The organism is Agromyces sp. GQ35, assembly GCF_059758475.1.
Map to the genome: position 1 here is coordinate 466,261 of NZ_JCAXEO010000002.1, position 18,173 is coordinate 484,433.

18 protein-coding genes and 1 tRNA gene are annotated in these 18,173 nt (G+C 67.2%); 4 read left to right on the forward strand and 15 right to left on the reverse strand.

Annotated elements, in window-relative coordinates; translation table 11 throughout:
* Window positions 1–23 precede the first annotated feature (23 nt).
* The gene (locus AC6CH0_RS14185) at window positions 24–1,109 is read right to left on the reverse strand and encodes a DUF2867 domain-containing protein (protein WP_498101941.1); all 1,086 of its coding nucleotides are present in this window, start codon (window positions 1,107–1,109) and stop codon (window positions 24–26) included.
* A gap of 63 nt (window positions 1,110–1,172) precedes the next feature.
* Here AC6CH0_RS14185 and AC6CH0_RS14190 point away from each other — a divergent pair, with 63 nt between their 5' ends.
* Complete coding sequence (locus tag AC6CH0_RS14190; protein ID WP_498101942.1) at window positions 1,173–1,775, forward strand: TetR/AcrR family transcriptional regulator; 603 nt, start codon at window positions 1,173–1,175, stop codon at window positions 1,773–1,775.
* Window positions 1,776–1,824: 49 nt separating this feature from the next.
* Here the strand turns inward: AC6CH0_RS14190 and dxs are convergent, their stop codons facing one another.
* The 5 genes from dxs to dut all read right to left on the reverse strand — a co-directional run bounded on the left by dxs (window position 1,825) and on the right by dut (window position 8,745).
* Window positions 1,825–3,768: a 1-deoxy-D-xylulose-5-phosphate synthase gene (dxs, locus tag AC6CH0_RS14195; protein WP_498101943.1), complete on the reverse strand. Its 1,944-nt coding sequence runs from the start codon at window positions 3,766–3,768 to the stop codon at window positions 1,825–1,827.
* A 131-nt stretch (window positions 3,769–3,899) separates the two neighbouring features.
* Window positions 3,900–6,710, reverse strand: coding sequence for an aconitate hydratase AcnA (gene acnA / locus AC6CH0_RS14200; RefSeq protein ID WP_498101944.1), 2,811 nt, complete (start codon window positions 6,708–6,710; stop codon window positions 3,900–3,902).
* Between the two features lie 156 nt (window positions 6,711–6,866).
* The gene (locus tag AC6CH0_RS14205) at window positions 6,867–7,661 is read right to left on the reverse strand and encodes a DUF3159 domain-containing protein (protein ID WP_498101945.1); all 795 of its coding nucleotides are present in this window, start codon (window positions 7,659–7,661) and stop codon (window positions 6,867–6,869) included.
* 5 nt (window positions 7,662–7,666) lie between these two features.
* Complete coding sequence (locus AC6CH0_RS14210) at window positions 7,667–8,281, reverse strand: DUF3710 domain-containing protein (protein WP_498102286.1); 615 nt, start codon at window positions 8,279–8,281, stop codon at window positions 7,667–7,669.
* A gap of 5 nt (window positions 8,282–8,286) precedes the next feature.
* Window positions 8,287–8,745, reverse strand: coding sequence for a dUTP diphosphatase (dut, locus tag AC6CH0_RS14215; protein WP_498101946.1), 459 nt, complete (start codon window positions 8,743–8,745; stop codon window positions 8,287–8,289).
* 38 nt (window positions 8,746–8,783) lie between these two features.
* On the opposite strand from dut, the gene AC6CH0_RS14220 reads away from it, so the two are divergent.
* A complete protein-coding gene (locus tag AC6CH0_RS14220) occupies window positions 8,784–9,248 on the forward strand; it encodes a DUF3093 domain-containing protein (RefSeq protein WP_498101948.1) in 465 nt (154 codons plus the stop codon).
* Here AC6CH0_RS14220 and AC6CH0_RS14225 read toward each other — a convergent pair.
* Entirely contained in the window at window positions 9,245–9,538 is a 294-nt protein-coding gene (locus tag AC6CH0_RS14225; protein WP_129521115.1) for a DUF4193 domain-containing protein, read from the reverse strand. The two genes, AC6CH0_RS14220 and AC6CH0_RS14225, sit on opposite strands and share 4 nt — an antisense overlap.
* A 195-nt stretch (window positions 9,539–9,733) precedes the next feature.
* On the opposite strand from AC6CH0_RS14225, the gene sepH reads away from it, so the two are divergent.
* Entirely contained in the window at window positions 9,734–10,798 is a 1,065-nt protein-coding gene (gene sepH / locus AC6CH0_RS14230; RefSeq protein WP_498101950.1) for a septation protein SepH, read from the forward strand.
* Window positions 10,799–10,933: 135 nt separating this feature from the next.
* Entirely contained in the window at window positions 10,934–11,218 is a 285-nt protein-coding gene (locus tag AC6CH0_RS14235; RefSeq protein WP_498101952.1) for a DUF6504 family protein, read from the forward strand.
* Here AC6CH0_RS14235 and AC6CH0_RS14240 read toward each other — a convergent pair whose 3' ends face one another.
* The 8 genes from AC6CH0_RS14240 to AC6CH0_RS14275 all read right to left on the reverse strand — a co-directional run bounded on the left by AC6CH0_RS14240 (window position 11,219) and on the right by AC6CH0_RS14275 (window position 18,109).
* Window positions 11,219–12,457 (reverse strand): benzoate/H(+) symporter BenE family transporter, encoded by a 1,239-nt coding sequence (locus AC6CH0_RS14240; RefSeq protein WP_498102288.1) that lies wholly within the window; start codon window positions 12,455–12,457, stop codon window positions 11,219–11,221.
* A gap of 25 nt (window positions 12,458–12,482) precedes the next feature.
* Entirely contained in the window at window positions 12,483–13,757 is a 1,275-nt protein-coding gene (clpX, locus tag AC6CH0_RS14245; RefSeq protein ID WP_498101954.1) for an ATP-dependent Clp protease ATP-binding subunit ClpX, read from the reverse strand.
* A 113-nt stretch (window positions 13,758–13,870) separates the two neighbouring features.
* Window positions 13,871–14,626, reverse strand: coding sequence for an AAA family ATPase (locus AC6CH0_RS14250; RefSeq protein ID WP_498101956.1), 756 nt, complete (start codon window positions 14,624–14,626; stop codon window positions 13,871–13,873).
* An 8-nt stretch (window positions 14,627–14,634) separates the two neighbouring features.
* Window positions 14,635–15,303 carry an ATP-dependent Clp protease proteolytic subunit gene (locus AC6CH0_RS14255; protein ID WP_495353759.1) on the reverse strand — a complete coding sequence of 223 codons (669 nt, stop codon included), beginning with the start codon at window positions 15,301–15,303 and terminating at the stop codon, window positions 14,635–14,637.
* Between the two features lie 27 nt (window positions 15,304–15,330).
* Window positions 15,331–15,915, reverse strand: a complete 585-nt coding sequence (locus AC6CH0_RS14260) for an ATP-dependent Clp protease proteolytic subunit (protein ID WP_498101958.1) — start codon at window positions 15,913–15,915, stop codon at window positions 15,331–15,333.
* Window positions 15,916–15,988: 73 nt separating this feature from the next.
* Complete coding sequence (locus tag AC6CH0_RS14265; protein ID WP_498101960.1) at window positions 15,989–16,471, reverse strand: tetratricopeptide repeat protein; 483 nt, start codon at window positions 16,469–16,471, stop codon at window positions 15,989–15,991.
* Window positions 16,472–16,540: 69 nt separating this feature from the next.
* Window positions 16,541–17,986 (reverse strand): trigger factor, encoded by a 1,446-nt coding sequence (gene tig / locus AC6CH0_RS14270; protein WP_498101962.1) that lies wholly within the window; start codon window positions 17,984–17,986, stop codon window positions 16,541–16,543.
* Between the two features lie 49 nt (window positions 17,987–18,035).
* Window positions 18,036–18,109 (reverse strand) — tRNA-Pro (locus AC6CH0_RS14275).
* Between the last annotated feature and the right edge of the window lie 64 nt (window positions 18,110–18,173).

Below are 18,173 nucleotides of genomic sequence, written 5' to 3' on the forward strand. Positions count from 1 at the left end.
ACTCGCCCCTCGGCGACTCGCCCCTACGGTGAGTACACCCGGCGTGGCTCCCGGATCTCGGCGGCCTCACCGAGGAGCCCGGGTGCCAGTCGGCGATGAACGGCGGAGAGCGGCGGCCAGATGACCCGCCCGAGCGCCCGCTCATACTGCACGAACGTGGCGAGCGAGATCCGGCCCTCGGTTGCCCGTACGACGAGATCGGCACGCAAGAACCACGAGCCGCCCTCCAGCCGCACCCAGTCCTCACCGTGCTCGGCGATCCGCCATCCGGCGACGGTGTGCGGCGATCGTCCCCGGCTCAGTCGAATGCCGAGCAGGCCGCGCCAGATCAGGCGCTCAGTGAGCGTCGGGATATCGCCGAACATCGCCCTGGCCCACTGTTCGGGAGTCGCGACCACGTCGGTGGCCATGGTGAACGCGTCCGCGTAGTCGGCGTCGGGCAGTGAGCTCGCAGCGCGATCGGGCTCGGGAACCTCGGGCATGCCGACACGACCCCGAACTACGGCCGGACCGCTTCTCCGCTCGGTCGATCGGGAACGCTGCCACGCACGTTCCCACTGCCGGGTGAGCGCCGGGTAGACGATGAGGTGACGGAACGGTGCGATCGCCGCCAGGTAGAGCCGCCCGAGGAGTCCGTTCGGCTTCACGAGCGCTGCCATGCGCAGCTCGTATTCGCCGCCCGGGCCCGGCACCCAGCCGAGGTGCATGATCGTATGCGCCGTCGTGTTCGCCATCTCCTGTGCGCACTCGTGCTCGAGTTCGTACACCGTGGCGAACGGCCTGAGGTCGATCGTCGGCACCCCTGCCGCCGCGCGGAGTTCGTCGGGCAAGCGATCTCGCAGAGACTGCACGCGGGAGCCGAGGCCGGCCGCCGGCGTGTCCAGTCCGAAGATCGCGCCGAGCTTCCATCGCAACGCGAAGAGGAATCGGACCGGCACGGAAGACCCTGCGGGTCCGTCGGATGCCTCGATCGCTGCGAGCATCCTGTCGAAGTCACCTGAACCGGCACCGGGCGTGCGGAAGGCCCACACGTCCGCCACTCGGAAGTCGCCGGCGAACTCGTGGATCCGCCATGGCCGCAGGGTGTGGGCGGAAGCAGGCAGCCTCATGACCGTGTCACCTTCTCTCTCGTTATACGCATGCGTACAACGAGAGGGTAACACCATTGTACGATGGCGTATATCCGAGAGTGGGAAGCGAGGTGGACGATCGTGGGCGCACTTCGCACACCGCGTGAGGACTGGGTCGAGGAAGGGTTGCGCGTGTTGGCGGCCGGCGGCGCGGATGCCGTGCGCGTGGAGGCGCTGGCCAAGAACCTCGGGGTCACCAAAGGTGGTTTCTACGGATACTTCGCCGACCGTGATGCGTTGCTCGAGGCGATGCTCGACTCCTGGGAGCGGGAGAGCACCGATGAGGTGATCGACCGGGTCGAGCGCGAGGGCGGCGACCCGAAGAGCAGGATTCAGCGGGCAGGCGAACTCACGTTCTCGAACGACCGCCTGCTGCCCATCGACCTCGCGATCCGCGACTGGGGCCGCCGCGATGCGGATGTAGCGAAGCGTCTACGACGGGTGGACAACCGACGCATGGACCTGCTCCGGGAGATGATCGGCACATTCTGCACCGACCCCGACGAAATCGAGGCACGGAGCCTGCTCGCGTTCTGCCTGGCCATCGGCGAGCAGTTCCTCGCCGCCGATCACGACGGGCGATCGCGCGCCGAGGTTCTCATCCGGGCAGCAGACCTCCTGCTCGACCGCACGCACGCCCACTGACCGCGGAAGCGGATCGCGACGCGAGCGGGGCGACGCGGAGAGAGGTCACTCAGCGATCCGACGAGACGATCGAGTTCGAACCGGTATCCGCGGAGACCGCGCGTGCATGCGGCAGCTTCGAACCGAGCACCATCGCCGTGACGTCGCGGGCGATGTGCTGGGGGGTCAAGCCGACCCGTTCGAGAATGTCGGCGCGAGATCCGTGCTCGAGGAATTCGTCGGGCAGACCGAGCTCGGTCACTGCCGTGTCGACACCCGCTTCGCGCAAGTCCTGCCGGATGCGCGTACCGATGCCGCCGACGCGGATACCGTCTTCGATGCTGACGACGATGCGGTGCTCTGCGGCGAGATCGACGAGGCTGCGCGGAACCGGCACGACCCAGCGCGGGTCGACGACCGTGGCACCGATCCCCTGCGCCTCGAGCCGCTCGGCGACCTGCAACCCGGTATCGGCCATCGGCCCGACCGTGATGATGAGCACGTCCTTGCGATCGGACTCGGCGAGCACATCGACCCCGTCGTCGGTGCGCCGCAGCGCATCGAAGTCGGTGCCGACGGTGCCCTTCGGGAATCGGATGACCGTGGGACCGTCGTCGACGAGTACGGCCTCGCCGAGTTCCTCGACCAAGCGCACCGAGTCGCGCGGTGCCGCGATGCGGATGCCGGGCACCACCTGCAGAATGGAGAGGTCCCACACCCCGTGATGGCTGGGCCCGTCGGGTCCGGTGACACCGGCTCGGTCGAGCACGAAGGTGACGCCGGCCTTGTGCAGGGCGACATCCATCAGCACCTGATCGAAGGCCCGATTGATGAAGGTGGCGTAGACGGCCACGACCGGGTGCAACCCGCCGAATGCGAGCCCGGCCGCGGAGGTCGCCGCGTGCTGTTCGGCGATGCCGACGTCGAACACTCGACTCGGGAAGCGCTCGGCCATGCGATGCAGCCCGGTCGGGCGCAGCATCGCCGCGGTGATGCCGACGAGTAGGTCGTTGCGCTCGGCGAGGTGCATCAGCTCATCGGCGAAGACGCTCGTCCACGATGGCGCCGATGCGGTCTCGAGCGACTCCCCCGTCTCTGGGTCGATCTGGCCGACGGCGTGGAACTGGTCAGCGGCATCGCGACGAGCAGGTTCGTAGCCTCGACCCTTGTCGGTGATGGCGTGCACGATGACGGGCGCGCCGTAGTCCTTCGCCTGCCGGAGCGCTTCTTCCATGGCATGCTCGTCGTGCCCGTCGATCGGGCCGATGTACTTGATGTCGAGGTTCGAGTACAACGCCTCGTTGCCCGTGAACCTGCTGAGGAACCCGTGCAGACCACCACGCACACCGCGGTAGAACGCACGAGCGGGCGCGCCGAGCCGGTCGAAGGCCTGACGACTCGAGAGGTGCAGCGAACGGTACGTCTGCTTGGTCCGCACCGTGTTGAGGAAGCGTGCCATGCCTCCGATCGTGGGGGCATAGGAGCGGCCATTGTCATTGACGACGACGATGAGCTTTCTCGTGTTGTCGTCGGAGATGTTGTTGAGCGCCTCCCAGGTCATGCCGCCCGTGAGCGCGCCGTCGCCGACGACCGCGACGACGTGACGGTCGTGCTGTCCGGTCATCTCGAATGCCTTGGAGATGCCGTCGGCCCACGACAGCGAACTCGAGGCATGGGAGCTCTCGACGATGTCGTGCTCGGACTCGGCGCGCTGCGGGTAGCCCGCCAGACCACCCGTCTGGCGGATACTCGAGAGATCGCGTCTGCCGGTCAGGAGCTTGTGCACGTACGACTGGTGCCCGGTGTCGAACACGATCGAGTCGCGCGGCGACTCGAAGACCCGATGGATGGCGATGGTCATCTCGACGACGCCGAGATTGGGCCCGAGGTGCCCGCCGGTCTTGGAGACCGACTCGACGAGATACTCCCGGATCTCGAGCGCGAGCTGGTCGAGCTGTTCGGGACTCAGCGCATCGAGATCACGTGGTCCCGAAATCGTCTCGAGCAGGGTCATTCGTCTTGCCTCCGGAGAATCGCGGGCGCTGCCGCCGAACGGAACGAGTCTACGCCGGGCTCTCTGGGAACCCGGGCAGAGATCGGGGCGATCGGCGAAAACGCCGACCGCCCCGATTCCCGCGTGATCGCTCAGACGAGCGAACGCAGTACGTACTGCAGGATGCCGCCATTGCGGTAGTAGTCGGCCTCACCAGGCGTGTCGATGCGGACGACCGCGTCGAACTCGACCGTCGCCTTGCCCGGCGCCGAGTGCTCACTCGGCGTCGCGACGACGTGCACGGTCTTCGGTGTGACGCCCTCGTTCAGCTGTTCGAGGCCGCTGATCGAGACGACCTCGGTCCCGTCGAGCCCGAGCGATGACCAGCTCTCGCCCGCCGGGAACTGCAGCGGCACGACGCCCATGCCGATCAGGTTCGACCGGTGGATGCGCTCGAAGCTCTCGGTGATGACCGCCTTGACACCGAGGAGGCTCGTGCCCTTGGCCGCCCAGTCGCGCGAGGAGCCCGATCCGTATTCCTTGCCGCCGAAGATGACGAGCGGGGTGCCCTGCGCCTGGTAGTTCTGGCTCGCGTCGTAGATGAACGACTGGGGTGCCTCGGCTTGCGTGAAGTCGCGCGTGTAGCCGCCCTCGACGCCGTCGAGGAGCTGGTTCTTCAGGCGGATGTTCGCGAAGGTGCCACGGATCATGATCTCGTGGTTGCCGCGACGCGAGCCGTAGGAGTTGAAGTCCTTCCGGTCGACGCCGTGCTCGGTCAGGTAGTGACCAGCGGGGCTGTCGGCCTTGATCGAACCGGCGGGGCTGATGTGGTCGGTCGTGACCGAGTCGCCGAGCTTCGCGAGCACGCGCGCTCCGACGATGTCGGTGACCGGCGTCGTCTCCATCGTCATGCCGTCGAAGTACGGGGGCTTGCGCACGTATGTCGACTCGGCGTCCCATTCGAAGGTCGCGCCCGTGGGTGTCTCGAGGCTGCGCCAGCGCTCGTCGCCCTCGAACACGCTCGCGTACTGGTGCGTGAACATGTCGGTGTTGATCGAGGTGTCGATCGTGTGCTGCACCTCTGCGGCGTCGGGCCAGATGTCCTTCAGAAAGACGTCGTTGCCATCGGTGTCGGTGCCGAGCGCGTCGATCTCGAAGTCGAAGTTCATCGAACCGGCGAGGGCGTAGGCGATGACGAGCGGAGGACTCGCGAGGTAGTTCATCTTCACGTCGGGGTTGATACGGCCCTCGAAGTTGCGGTTGCCCGAGAGCACGGCGGTGACGGCCAGGTCGCTCTCGTTGACCGCGGTCGAGATCTCATCGATCAACGGCCCCGAGTTGCCGATGCAGGTGGTGCAGCCATAGCCGACGGTGTAGAAGCCGAGCTCTTCGAGGTAGCTGGTCAGACCGGCCTTCTCGTAGTAGTCGGTGACGACCTTGGAGCCCGGCGCGAGGGTCGTCTTCACCCATGGCTTGGCCTTCAGGCCCTTCTTCGCCGCGTTGCGGGCGAGAAGCCCCGCCGCGAGCATGACCGAGGGGTTGGAGGTGTTCGTGCACGAGGTGATCGCCGCGATCGCGACGGCACCGTGGTCGAGCGTGAACTGCCGACCGTCTTCGAGGCGGACCGATGTCGGGTTCGACGCGGTCGCCGGCGCGTGGCTGCGGTGGTGGTGCTCGTGCTGGCTGTGCTCGTCTTCGGGCGTGTTGCCGGGCGGGTCGGATGCCGGGAACGACTCAGCGCCCTCGAGGTCGACGAGGTCGTGGTCGACGGTCGCGTAGTTCAGCAGGTCCTTCTCGAACGCGCTCTTCGAAGCCGAGAGCTCGATGCGGTCCTGGGGCCGCTTCGGGCCGGCGATCGAGGGCACCACGGTGCCGAGGTCGAGCTCCATGTACTCGCTGAACACGGGCTCGGTGTCGGCATCGTGCCAGAGCTTCTGCACCTTGGAGTACGCCTCGACGAGCGCGATCTGCTCGTCGCTGCGGCCGGTGAGCCGAAGGTAGTCGAGGGTGACGTCGTCGATCGGGAACATCGCGGCGGTCGAACCGAACTCGGGGCTCATGTTGCCGATGGTGGCGCGGTTGGCGAGCGGCACGGATGCCACGCCCGAACCGTAGAACTCGACGAACTTGCCGACGACGCCCTGCTTGCGGAGCATGTCGGTGATCGTGAGCACGACGTCGGTCGCCGTGACGCCAGTGGGGATCGCACCGGAGAGCTTGAAGCCGACGACCTTCGGGATGAGCATGGAGACGGGCTGGCCGAGCATTGCCGCCTCGGCCTCGATGCCGCCGACGCCCCAGCCGAGCACGCCGAGGCCGTTGACCATCGTGGTGTGCGAGTCGGTGCCGACGCAGGTGTCGGGGTACGCACGCAGCGCCCCGTCGACGGTGCGGGTGAAGGTGACCTTCGCGAGGTGCTCGATATTGACCTGGTGCACGATGCCGGTGCCCGGCGGCACGACCTTGAAGTCGTCGAACGCGGTCTGGCCCCAGCGAAGGAACTGGTAGCGCTCACCGTTGCGCTCGTACTCGATCTCGACGTTCCGCTCGAGTGCGTTCTCGGTGCCGAAGAGGTCGGCGATCACGGAGTGGTCGATGACCATCTCGGCGGGCGCGAGCGGGTTGATCTTGTTGGGGTCTCCGCCAAGGGCGACGACCGCCTCGCGCATGGTGGCGAGGTCGACGATGCAGGGAACGCCGGTGAAGTCCTGCATGACGACACGTGCGGGCGTGAACTGGATCTCGGTGTCGGGCTCGGCCGTCGGCACCCACGACCCGAGAGCTTCGATCTGCTCCTTGGTGACGTTCTTGCCGTCTTCGGTGCGCAAGAGGTTCTCGAGCAGCACCTTGAGGCTGAACGGCAGCTTCTCATGACCCGGCACGGTGTCGAGCCGGAAGATCTCATAGGACTTGTCACCGACGTGGAGCGTGTCCTTCGCCCCGAAACTGTTCACTGCAGACACGATGTCCTCTCCTTCGCGGATGCCGCCGGACAGGCGGGCGGCACTCCATCTTCTCCGTCGGACATGGGGCTGTTCCAGCAAGGGTAACCTAAGCGCCTCACCGGCGGACAGACCTCGCACGGTGTGCGAATTTATCTCGACGTCGAGATAACTCTATCACTCGGCAGCGCGCGCCGATGACGGGTAGACGGCCCGCACGACGAGCCAGGAGAACACCAGCACGAGCGCATACAGAGGGACGCCCATGAGCAGCCTGGTCGCGCCGAGCGCCTCGATGTTGTCGACGAGGTAGAACGGCAGTTGCACCGCGAGGCGCGCGACGAACAGACCCACCCAGACGAGCGTGAGGAACTGGGCGGCGCGGTACTTGCGCTTGTCCTGCTTCCACGCGACGCCGTCACCCATCAGGAAACCGACGATGAGGCCGATGGCAGGCCAACGCACGAGGAGGGACACGACGAGCGCGACGGCGTACGCGGCGTTCGTGAAGAATCCGAGCACGTAGTTGTCGCGCGCGTTGCCCGACCAGAGCGCGAGTGCGGCGGAGGCGAGCACGCCGATGAGGCCGGCGATGGCCTGCGTCGGCTGCCCCTTCGTGATGAGCCGCGCCACCGTGAAGACGACGGCGAGACCGACGGATGCCGCGAGGGCGGGCACGAGCGCCGCCTGGGCCTCTTGGCCGGCGAAGCTCGTCAACCCGCTGTAGACCACGAGGAACACGAGCCCGGGCAAGAGTGCTTCAAGGATGCCGCGCACCCCGCCGACCGCGGTGAGCAGGTCTCGTGCGCTCAGCTTCTCGTCGCGCGCGAGGGCACCGAGCCCGCTCTTCTCGGCGGCCGCGGCGAACTGCCGGCCGAATTCGCCGGCGTCTGCGACGGGCCGCTGGCGTTCCGCGGCGGGATCCACTCGCTCGCCATCGTCGGGTCGCGAGGGCCCAGGGGCATCCGTCATCGCGGTCACACGGTCGGAGCGCCCGCGGAGGACGCGGGCATGCGAAGCGGGATGAGGTCTCGCGGCGGCATCGGCGTGCTGCCGCGGACGACGACGACGGAGCGGAAGAGGTCTTCGATCTTGGCCGCGGCTTCGGGGTCGACCGCCGCCTCACCGGCGATCACGCCGCGCAGGAACCAGCGCGGGCCGTCGACGCCGACGAAGCGAGCGAGCCGCATCTGACCCTGCTGGCCGCCCTCGCCCGCTGCGACGGGGATCTGGGCGAGCAGCTCGGGACCGAAGGTGCCTTCGCGGACGGTCGTGGTTCCACCCTGGCGTGCGATCTGATCTGCGATCTGCGCGCGGATCTCGTGCCAGAGGCCGCTCGATCGCGGTGCCGCGAACGGCTGCACCTGCAGGGTCGAGTTCGCGTAGTCGAGGCCGATGGCCACGACCCGCTTGGTACCCTCTTCGACCTCGAGTCGGAGGTGCAGGCCCTCACGCGGGAGCACCTTGACCCCACCGAGATCGACGTACGGACGCACGGGGTTCGCCTCGGACTCATCGAAGGGACCGGCGATCGCCCGGTCATCGGGTGCGGACTTGGGCTGTTCGGCGGGAATCTCGCCGTTGTTCTCGATGTCGCTCACGCGTTCACTCCTGACTTGTGCTCGCCGAGACCGGTGGAACCGAACCCGCCATCGCCGCGCAGACTGCCGGGCAGCCGGTCGACCTCGACGAACCGCGCTCGACTGACGGGCATCACGACGATCTGGGCGATGCGGTCGCCGGCCTCGATCGTGTACGACTCTCTCGCATCGGTGTTCAACAGCGAGACCTTGATCTCCCCGCGGTAGCCGGCATCGACGGTGCCCGGTGCGTTGACGATCGTGATGCCGTGCTTGAAGGCGAGACCCGAGCGCGGTACGACGAACGCGACGTAGCCGTCGGGCAGGGCGATGGCGACACCGGTTCCCACCGTGGCGCGCTCACCGGGTGCGAGCACGAGGGACTCGGCGGCATGGAGGTCGGCGCCGGCGTCGCCCGGATGGGCGTAGTCCGGCAGGCGGTCGGCCGTGATCAGCACATCGACGGAATCGGTCACTGTTCGAGGGTAGTGCAGAAGTCTGGTCGAATAGAGCCATGCCCGACTACCGCGAGAAACTCTGGCCGACGCCCTGGATCTACGTCGCGAGCCTGCTCCTGATCCCCGCCAGCATCCTCGTGCTGGCACCGGTCTCCCTGCCTGCCGGGATCATCACCGGTGTCGTGCTGTACGGCGCGCTGGTCGCTTCGCTCAGCGTCACGGCCCCCGTGGTGGAGGTGTCGGAGCGGCGGTTGCGCGCGGGGCGCGCGTCGATCTCGCTCGATGACACCGGCACCGCCGTGGGGGCGACGGATGACGCGGCGCGCGTCGAACGCGGTACCGGCCTCGATGCGCGCGCGTTCCTCGTGATCCGCGGCTGGGTGCAGCCCGTCGTGCGGGTGCCCATCACCGACGCCGCGGATCCGACGCCGTACTGGCTGGTCTCGACGCGTCATCCGAAAGAACTGGCCGCCGCGATCAATGGATCACGACGGCCTGAGCTTAATGAGCCGGGCGTCTAGGACGCGCACTCCAAGCAGATCGGTCCGAGCTTCGTCTCGTGGTCGATCTGCGAACGGTGCTTCACGAGGAAGCAGTTCACGCAGGTGAACTCGTCAGCCTGCGGCGGAAGCACCACGACGTCGAGTTCGACGTCGGAGAGATCGGCACCAGCGAGGTCGAAGCCACCGGGGTTGTCGGCGTCATCGACATCCACTACGCCCGACATCTTGTCGGGGACGCGCTCCTTGAGGGCCTCGATCGACTCAGAGTCGTCTTCGGTCTTCCTCGGTGCGTCGTAATCCGTTGCCATTCCCATCCATTTCCTCATCGCCGAAGATTCGGCGGCCATAGTCTGCATCAAAACGGTTGCGTAAGCAAACCACTTCTGCGGCGTTCTCTCAGCTGCTTCGTGCTCAACTTCCGCCGCGCCCGCCCTATTCCCGCGACCACGCATCGGAACATGGCATCCTTGGGCGGAGACGAAGGCACGGAAGGGCTTGTCGCGATGCAGGAACTCAAGGTAATCGGAGTCGAGAACGGCGCGTTGCTCGCCGCATCCGACGATGGCGCGCGCTTCCGGATCGAGATCGATGAAGTACTGCAATCTCGCATCCGGCAGGCACAGCCCGAGCAGCACGCCGGGCCGAAACCCTCGCCGCGAGAGGTGCAGGCGCACATCAGGGCCGGCATGTCCGCCGATGAGGTGGCCCAGGTCACCGGTGCGGCCATCGATTACATCCGCCGTTTCGAGGGCCCGGTGCTCGCCGAGCGCGAACACATGGTCACCTCGGCCCTCGCGGTTCCGGTCCACGTCACCGCCGAGGTCGACCCGGCCGACGAGCAGCCGACGTTCGGCGGCGTCATCCGTGAGCGCCTCTCGCAACTGGGCGCACATGGCGAGCGCTGGGCGAGCTGGAAAGACGAGGAGCGCGGCTGGATCATCAAGCTCGAGTTCACGGCCGAAACCATCGACCACGACGCGCGCTGGAGCTTCGAGCCGCGAAAGCAGTCGCTGCAGCCGCTGAACTCCGAGGCGATCACCCTCTCGCAGCAGGGTGAGATGAAGGGCGGCCTCATCCCCCGCCTGCGCGCGGTCAGCCCAGAGTCCGAAGAGTCGCGCTTCGACAGTGGAGCCTTCACCTTCGAAGAGCCCGAACACGGCGACTTCGACACGGCGCCGCATCTCGAACCACTCCCGTACGCACGAAGCCAGGCATCGAGCCCGGCAGCAGCACGCGCCGCGATCAAGCGAGCGGATGAGCCCAGACAGACGCTCGGCGAAACGGCCGACCTCCTCGAAGCCCTTCGCCGTCGTCGCGGCGAGCGTGAGGCTGCGAGCAGCGAAGCGGAGCAGCCGCCCGCTCCGCTTGCGCCCGCTCCCGTGCAGGAGTCCCCGGCACCGGAACAGCCGGTCGAGGAGAAGCCGGGTACGGCCGCCCGGAGCATCTGGGGCGGCAAGGCCTCCGCGAGTCCTCCAGGGGCGCGCAACGGCGCCAAGAAGGGTCGCGCTTCGATGCCCAGCTGGGACGAAATCGTCTTCGGCGCGCGCACCGACGACGACCTGGCCTGACACCGCCACGCAGACACGGGTCCGCAGCCACTCGGTGGCCGTGGGCGAACGCCGTCGTGCTCATCGCACGGCGGCGTTTCGCGTGCCGCAGCACGATGCTATTATCGAACGTATCTTCGAATCGATGAGGTGCCCATGTCGCTCGTCCGTGAGTTCGTGGAGTTGTGGACGAACGACGTCGGGCTTCCGCAGCGACTCGTCTGGCGCGACCGCCGCTACCGTGTGACCGATACGCCGACGACGCTCGTCGGCCAGTGCGACTGGTGGGCGCCGATCGCACACCACGATGTCTCGCCTGGCCGTGCGCCGCTGCAGATCGCGGGTTGGCGATTCCAGGCCACTGCCGACGACGGCGAGAGCCATGTCTTCGATGTGCAGCGCCACGACGACCGCTGGCAACTGGTGCGGGTGTTCGACTGACTATTCCTGGTCGGAATCGGCGCGCCGGGTGTCGTCGACGCGTTCGGGTTCGGGTTCGGGCGCATGGCCGGCGAGACCGGCCGTCGTCGAGCGAGTCTTCGGCCGTCGAAGCCACAGCATGAGCACCCCGCCGACGATCAACCCCCAGAACGCCGACCCGATGCCGGCGACGACCACTCCAGATGCCGTCACGAGGAACGTGCCGATCGCAGTGATGCGTTGGGCTGAGTCTTCGAGCGCGCTCGTCACGGAGGCGACCAGGGCGCCGAGGAGCGCGAGCCCGGCGACAGCCGTGATGATGATCGGCGGTGAGGCCTGCACGACCGCCGCAGCGAGACCGGCACCCGCACCGAGCAGCAGGTAGACGATGCCGGAAGTGAGGGTCGCCACCCAGCGCCGCTTGGGATCGGGGTTCGAATCGGGGCTCGCCATGATCGCGGCGGTGATGGCGGCGAGGTTGATGGCGTGCCCACCGGCGAATGCCGCAGCAACCGACGCCGCGCCTGAGGTGACGAGTACCGGACGAGGAGGAAGGCGGTAGCCGAAGGTCGACATCACCGCGAACCCGGGCACGTTCTGGCCGGCCATCGTCACGATGAAGAGCGGCAGACCGAGGCTCACGATCACGAACGGGTCGAAGATCGGGGCGACGAACTCGAGTTGCGGCCGCACTGCCTCGCTCTCGAGCACGGCTGGTCCGGCGATCAGCCCGATACCCACCACGGCGACGAGCATCGCAGCCGGCACCGCCCATCGCGGGGCGAGGCGCGCGAATAGAAGCCACACGAGCACCATCGGTATCGCGATCGCGGGCTGTTCGACGGCCGCGAACACGGGCGCGACGCAGATCGGGAAGAGGATGCCGGCGAGCATTGCACTCGCGATCGGCTTCGGAATGCTCGTGATCGCGCGGCCGAGTGCCGGCCACAGGCCCGCGAGTACGATCAGCACTCCGCAGACGATGAAGGCGCCGATCGCGGCTGCGAACTGCTGCGTCGTGGCGGCAGCTGCGACGAGGAGCGCCGCGCCCGGTGTCGACCATGCGAAGGAGACCGGCATACGGGTGACGAGCGGCAGCGCGATGCACGTGAGCCCGGTCGCGATACAGAGCGCGAACAGGCCGGATGCCGCCTGCGTCTCGTTCGCACCGACCGCGAGCAGGCCGGCGATCACCAGTGCGAACGAGCTCGCGAAGCCGGTGATGGCCGCGATGACTCCCGCGACGACGGTGTGGAAAATGAGCCGTGCTCGCTCTCGCCGGCGACTACGCCGACTTCTCGGCGCGACGCGGCTTGTGCTGCACGATCGTGGGAGCGGCGTTGTCGAGCACCGCGGCCTTCGTCACGACGACCCGCGCAACACCCGCCGAAGAGGGCACCTCGAACATGATCGGTCCGAGCACCTCTTCCATGATGGCGCGGAGTCCGCGAGCCCCGGTCTGGCGAAGCACCGCGAGGTCGGCGATGGCCTGCAGCGCCTCTTCCTCGAAGTCGAGCTCGACGCCATCGAGCTCGAACATGCGCTGGTACTGCCGCACGAGCGCGTTCTTCGGCACCGTGAGGATCTCCATGAGCGCCTCGCGATCGAGCGGCGTCACGGTCGCGACGACGGGCAGACGGCCGATGAACTCAGGGATGAGCCCGAACTTGTGGAGGTCTTCGGGCAGCACCTCGCTGAAGATGTCGGCCTCGTCTTCCTTGTTGTGCAGCGGTGCGCCGAATCCGATGCCGCGCTTGCCCGCACGGGAGGAGATGATGTCTTCGAGGCCCGCGAATGCGCCGGCGACGATGAAGAGCACGTTCGTCGTGTCGATCTGGATGAACTCCTGATGCGGGTGCTTGCGCCCGCCCTGCGGCGGCACCGATGCGACCGTGCCCTCGAGGATCTTCAGGAGCGCCTGCTGCACGCCCTCGCCCGAGACATCCCGCGTGATCGACGGGTTCTCGGCCTTGCGCGCGATCTTGTCGACCTCGTCGATGTAGATGATGCCGGTCTCGGCGCGCTTGACGTCGAAGTCAGCGGCCTGGATGAGCTTCAGCAGGATGTTCTCGACGTCTTCACCGACATAGCCCGCCTCGGTGAGCGCCGTGGCGTCGGCGACGGCGAACGGCACGTTCAGCTGCTTCGCGAGCGTCTGAGCGAGGTAGGTCTTGCCGCACCCGGTCGGGCCGATCAGCAGGATGTTGGACTTGGCGAGCTCGACGTCGTCGCGGGCGTCGGCCGAGGTCAGCGTCGTGCGCGCGCGAACACGCTTGTAGTGGTTGTACACCGCAACGGCGAGGGCCTTCTTCGCAGCCTCTTGGCCGATCACGTACTCTTCGAGGAATCCGAAGATCTCTTTCGGCTTGGGCAGCTCGAACTCGCCCGCCTCGGTCTCGCCGGCCTCGGCAAGGCGCTCTTCGATGATCTCGTTGCAGAGCTCCACGCACTCGTCGCAGATGTAGACGCCGGGTCCGGCGATGAGCTGCTGCACCTGCTTCTGGCTCTTTCCGCAGAAGGAACACTTGAGCAGGTCGGCGCTCTCTCCGATGCGTGCCATCGAAACCCTCCCTGTCGACGAGTCTGTTCCGAGCCTAGCCCGAGATCGGGCCGATCGAGCGTAGCCTGCCGGATTCGACACGCCCTGCGGTTCGCCGGCCGCGAACCGTGCCGTCAGTCGAGCAGGTGGCGCAGATAGCGCCGCGGGTCATCGAGGTACAGGCGCCAGTGCGATACGAGCTCGAGCTCCTCCCACGTGGTTTCGCGGATGCCCCACTCCCCCAATTCGAGGATCGTCGCACCGGGAACCGATGCGAGCACCGGCGAATGCGTCGCGCAGATCACCTGCGTGCCGCGCGCGACCATGCGATCGAGCCCGGCGATCCATCCCAGGATCGAGGAGAACGACAACGCCGCCTCTGGCTCGTCGAGGCAGACGAGACCGGCGAGGTACTGCGGATGGTTGAGCTTGTTGTCGAGCAGGTCGTTGAATGACTCGCCATGACTCATCGAATGCAGGTGCTGGTCGGGACTGCCGGGCAGCCCCTCGAGGTAGCTGTAATAGCCGTGCATGGTCTCGGCGCGGAGGAAGAACCCCCACTTGGGCGCCGACGGGCTGCGTTCGATGCGCAACCATTCAGAGAGCGGCGACTCGCTCGGGCGAGTCGACATGCCGCCGTTGTTGCTGCCGCCCTCGGGCGGCAACCCGTAGGCCGTCGCGATGCCCTCGAGCAGCGTCGATTTGCCGCTGCCGTTCTCGCCCACGAGGAACGTCAAGCCCGGCGGGAAGTCGATGCCGCCGTCGCCGATCAACTGATCGATCGCGGGAATGCTCGCCGGCCAGGCGACACGGTCGATCGCGGCATCCGGATCCAGCGAAACGCGGCGGATGGCGCGGCTGTCGTTCAGCCAGTCATCCGCCGCGTTCACGGTTCGCGTTACCGCGTGATCGCCGGAAGGCTCTTGCGCGAGGTGAGCACCTGGTCGATGAGTCCGTACTCCAGCGCTTCGGCCGCGGACAGGATCTTGTCGCGGTCGATGTCGGTGTTGACCTGCTCCTGCGTGCGGTTCGAGTGACGCGAGAGCGTCTCTTCGAGCCAGCCGCGCATGCGCAGGATCTCGGCCGCCTGGATCTCGATGTCTGAGGCCTGGCCATGACCGGCCTCACCCATCGCGGGCTGGTGGATCAGGATGCGTGCGTTGGGCAGCGCGAGGCGCTTGCCGGGCGTGCCTGCAGCGGCGATGACCGCCGCCGCCGACGCGGCCTGGCCGAGCACCACCGTCTGGATGTGCGGGCGGATGTACTGCATCGTGTCGTAGATCGCCGTCATCGCGGTGAACGAGCCACCGGGAGAGTTGATGTAGAGGATGATGTCGCGGTCGGGGTCCATCGACTCGAGCACGAGCAACTGCGCCATGATGTCGTCGGCGGATGCATCGTCGACCTGCACGCCGAGGAAGATGATGCGGTCCTCGAAGAGCTTCGCGTAGGGGTCTTGGCGCTTGTAGCCGTAGGCCGTGCGCTCCTCGAAGCTCGGCAGGATGTAGCGCGAGCCCGGTGCCTGGACGCCGTTGAAGGCGGTGCCACCGAAAGCAGGGATGTTCATTCGCTCGTTCTCTCTTCTCTCGAGTGCCTACGCCTGGGTTCCGCCGCCGCCGGCGACGTCGAGCGCCGATTCGCGGATGTGGTCGACGAAGCCGTACTCGAGGGCCTGCTGTGCGTTGAACCACCGGTCGCGGTCGCCATCGGCGTTGATCTGCTCGACGGTCTTGCCCGTCTGCGCCGCCGTGATCTCAGCGAGGCGCTTCTTCATGTCGAGGATGAGCTGCGCCTGCGTCTGGATGTCGCTCGCGGTACCGCCGAAGCCGCCGTGCGGCTGGTGCAGCAGCACTCGGGCGTTGGGGGTGATGTACCGCTTGCCCTTGGTGCCGGCCGTGAGCAGCAGCTGCCCCATCGAGGCGGCCATGCCGATGCCGACCGTCACGATGTCGTTCGGCACGAACTGCATCGTGTCGTAGATCGCCATGCCCGCGGTGATCGAGCCGCCGGGCGAGTTGACGTAGAGAAAGATGTCTCTCTTGGCATCTTCTGCGGCGAGGAGCAGGAGCTTCGCAGCGATCTCGTTGGCGTTCTCGTCGCGCACCTCGGAACCAAGCCAGATGATGCGGTCTTTCAGCAGTCGATCGAATACACCGGTGCCTGGTGTCGGTTCGGCCATGTGTCGCTCCGTTTCCGTTGTCGCGTTCACTCGAATCTATCCGGTGCAACGCACGCGAACGGGACTGTTCGCCCTAGGCGGATGCGGCGAGCTCTGCGGCGTATGCGGCAAGCGACACGCGGTAGCGCTGGAGGTGCGGCGCGAGGGCCGCGAGGGCGTCGGATGCCGCGCGGCGGGCGTCGCCGGCATCGACCAGCGCGAGGGCGCGGAAGGCGACGACGGCATCGAGCAGTTCGCCCGCGTCGGGCTCGATCGCGTCGAGCAGCTCGATCGACTCGAGCGGCCGACCGAGGTTGCGCAGCGTCGAGGCCAGTTGGATGTGCGCCTGCACTCGCGCGGAGCCGGCGAGGCCGTTCGCAAGCGCTGCACGGTAGAGCGGTTCGGCTTCGGCTTCGCGACCCGCCGAATCGCGTGCGCCCGCTCGTTCGAACATCGCGAGGGAGTCGCCGTCGGGCCGTTCGGAGGCGAGCGCATCGATGCGACGGATCACCTCGTCGTCGTCGAGCTCCCCCGCGTTCGCCCACACGGCGTCGACTCGGTGCTGCCAATCCGACATGTGCATCTCCTCAGACGACGAACGGGGCCGGGCGATGTGCCCGGCCCCGTTCGAGGGTTCGATCTCCGACTATTCGGCGTCGGCCTTCTTCGTTGCGCGCTTCTTCGGCGCGGGCTTCTCAGCGGCCTCATCGGCGGCGTCGGCCTTCTTCGTCGCGCGCTTCTTCGGCGCGGGCTTCTCAGCGGCCTCATCGGCCGGAGTCTCGGCAGCGTCATCCGCCTCGCCCTCGGCGGCGTCACCGACGGCCGTGAACTCGGAGAGGTCGACCGACTTGCCGGCGGCATCCGTGACCTTCGCCTTGCCGAGCGCGATCGCGAGCGCCTTGTTGCGCGCGACCTCGCCGACCATGGCGGGGATCTGGCCGTTCTGGCTCAGCGCCTGCACGAACTCGTTCGGGTCCATGCCGTACTGGGCTGCACCCTGCACGAGGTACTGGGTGAGCTCGTCCTGGCTGACCTGCACGCCTTCGGCTTCGGCGATCGAGTCGAGCAGGATCTGCGTCTTGAACGCCTTCTCGCTCGACTCGGCGACCTCTGCGCGGTGCTCGTCGTCTTCGAGGCGGTTCTCGTTCTCGAGGTGACGGTGCACCTCGTCGTCGATGACGGCCTGGGCGACCGGCACCTCGACGAGCTCAAGGAGCTTGTCGACGAGGAGGTCGCGGGCCTGGCTGCCCTGGCCGAAGGACTTGTTGCGTGCGACCTGCTCCTTGAGGCTGTCGGTCAGCTCTGCGAGGGTGTCGAACTCGCTCGCGATCTGCGCGAAGTCGTCGTCGGCCTCGGGAAGCTCGCGCTCCTTCACGGCGGTGACGGTGACGGTGATCTCGGCGGTCTCGCCCTCGTGGTCGCCGCCCAGGAGCTTCGACGCGAAGGTCGTGGTCTCGCCGGCCGACAGCGTGTCGAGCGCCTCGTCGATGCCTTCGAGCAGCTCGCCCGAGCCGAGCTCGTAGGAGATGCCGCTCGCCGTGTCGACCTCGGTCTCTTCGATCATCGCGACGAGGTCGAGTGTGACGAAGTCACCGGTCTTGGCGGGGCGGTCGACCGTGATGAGCGTGCCGAAGCGGCTCCGCAGGCGTTCGAGCTCTTCGGAGACCTCGTCGTCGGCGACCTCGACCGAGTCGACCGTGAGTTCGATGCCGTCGTAGGCGGGCAGCTCGATCTCGGGGCGCACGTCGACCTCGATGGCGAGCAGCAGGTCGCCGGAGAAGTCCTTGTCGCTGGGCCACTCGACGATGTCGGCCTCGGGCCGGCCCAGGGGGCGCAGCTCGTGCTCGGCCACGGCGGCGCGGTAGAACCCGTCGAGGCCCTCGTTGACGGCGTGCTCGAGCACGGCGCCCTTGCCGACGCGCTGGTCGACGATGGGCGGCGGCACCTTGCCCTTGCGGAAACCGGGCACGTTGATCTGCTCGGCGATGTGGCTGTAAGCGTGGGTGATGCTGGGCTTCAGCTCCTCGGGCGTCACCGAGATGGTGAGCTTGGCGCGAGTCGGGCTCAGCTTCTCAACCGAAGTGGTCGGCATGTGGAAGATCTCCTGTTGTGTGGAAGTTCGTGTCGAGTCGTGGAACTCGTCGGGGCGACAGGATTCGAACCTGCGACCTCCCGCTCCCAAAGCGGGCGCTCTACCAAGCTGAGCTACGCCCCGAGTCGCAACTCAACTCGTCGGCCCATCCACGCGGGCATGCGAATGCATGCGTCAGACGGATGAA